Annotated in this window: 1 protein-coding gene; it reads left to right on the top strand. The window is 66.4% G+C overall.

The window, feature by feature from the left end:
- The coding region (locus AC1DSN_RS22920; protein ID WP_477333171.1) for an acyl-CoA dehydrogenase C-terminal domain-containing protein at positions 1–1,046 on the top strand (1,046 nt) is incomplete at its 5' end.
- Between the last annotated feature and the right edge of the window lie 144 nt (positions 1,047–1,190).

Below are 1,190 nucleotides of genomic sequence, written 5' to 3'. Positions count from 1 at the left end.
CACTTGGCGAGCGCAACGCCGTCGCCGCTGGCGCCATCGAACACAAGATGGGCATCAGGGGCTCGGCGACCTGCGTCATGAACTTCGATGGCGCCGAAGGCTGGCTGATCGGGCCTGCGCACAAGGGACTCATGGCGATGTTCACCATGATGAATGCGGCTCGGCTCGCCGTCGGCATCCAGGGTCTGGCCCTGTCCGAGCGGGCCCTGCAGAACAGCCTCAACTACGCCCGCGAGCGCCTGCAGATGCGCGCGCTGACCGGTCCGGCATTCCCGGACAAGCCGGCCGATCCGCTCACCGTGCATCCGGACGTCCGCCGCATGTTGCTCACCCAGCGCGCCTTCGTCGAAGGTGGCCGCGTGCTGGCGGCATACGCCGCGCTGCAAAGCGACATCGAATCCCGTGATGCCGATCCCCAGGCACGCAAGACCGCCGGCGAGCTGCTCTCCTTCCTGATTCCGATCGCCAAGGGTCTCCTTACCGAGGCCGCGCAGGAGTGCACCAAGGAAGCCCTGCAGATCTTCGGCGGGCACGGCTACATTGCCGAACACGGCATGGAACAGTTCGTCCGTGACGCGCGCATCATCACGCTGTACGAAGGCACGACCGGCATCCAGGCGCTCGACCTGCTCGGCCGCAAGATCATGCAGTTGCAGGGCGCCGGCCTGAAGCATTTCCTCAACGAAATCTCCGCCTTCTGCCAGGCCAACGCAGAGAACGATGCCGTGAAGGCCTTCATCGGCCCGCTCGCCGTGGCGACCAAGACCTGGGGTGACGTGACCCAGGCCATCGCGCAGCGTGCGCAGGCCAACCCGGAAGAGCTCGGCGCCGCGGCTGTGGATTACCTGTATTTCTCGGGCTACGTGACCCTGGCCTATTTCTGGGCCCGCAGCGTGCTGGCCGCCGGCGGCTCCGCCCTCTCGGCCAACGATAAGCAGGCCAAGCGCGACACCGCCACCTTCTACTTCACCCGCATCCTGCCGCGCATCCACGTGCATAAGGCGGCGATCGAAGCCGGCGTAGCCACCTTGCCCGAGCTGCTCTAATCCGCACCTGTAGGAGCCGATTCATCGGCGACCCCGCGGCAGCGGGCAGGGTCGCCGCAAGCACCCATCGCCAATGAATCGGCTCCTACCTGACGGAAGCCCCGCCCCGGGGCTTCCGTCGGCCCGCGTGAAGGTGTAGAAAAC

This window comes from Luteibacter sp. P4_D7_3 (assembly GCF_056401735.1).
This window is presented reverse-complemented; position numbering and strand designations above follow the sequence as displayed.